Annotated in this window: 1 protein-coding gene; it reads left to right on the forward strand. The window is 47.5% G+C overall.

Features of this window, described 5'->3' with window-relative positions; all coding sequences use genetic code 11:
- Positions 1 to 606: ISAon1 family transposase (locus J3P37_RS22870; RefSeq protein ID WP_256014462.1), on the forward strand; the 606-nt coding region annotated here is incomplete at its 5' end.
- Positions 607 to 629 lie beyond the last annotated feature (23 nt).

Here is a 629-nt window from a genome sequence, read left to right on the forward strand (position 1 = left end):
ACCCGGAGCTTTCGTAAAGCTAAACTGGTTTCAGACCGGTTCCATGTCCAGCAGCTGGCCACTGATGCCGTACAGCAATTACGTGTGGAATACCGATGGCAGGCGATCGACCAGGAAAATCTGGAGATCGAATTAGCTAAGGAGCTTAACCAGAATTATGTGCCGGATGTGTTGGAAAACGGTGACACGAAAAAGCAGCTTCTGGCCCGTAGCCGCTATCTGCTCTTCAAAGATGAAACCAACTGGACCGCCTCGCAGCATCACCGGGCAACCCTGCTTTTCCACCTGTATCCGGCTTTGGAAACCGCTTACCGGCTAAGCCGGAAACTTTCGCATATCTTCTCTGCTACAAAGGACAAAGGCGTCGGGTTTACCAAACTGGCCCGCTGGTATGACCAGGTCGAACAAGCCGGTATCAAGACATTCAGGACCGTTTCACGAACCATCCAAAATCATTATCTCAATATTCTAAACTACTTTGATAACAGAAGTACCAATGCATCTGCTGAATCATTCAACGCTAAGATCAAAGCACTCAGAAGTCAGTTCAGAGGGGTAACTAATATCGAATTCTTTATGTACAGGTTATCCAAAATATACGCCTAGTCCACAACTTTCCGGACTGATCC

The organism is Desertivirga xinjiangensis (assembly GCF_024436435.1).
In the GTDB taxonomy this organism is placed as follows: domain Bacteria; phylum Bacteroidota; class Bacteroidia; order Sphingobacteriales; family Sphingobacteriaceae; genus Desertivirga; species Desertivirga xinjiangensis.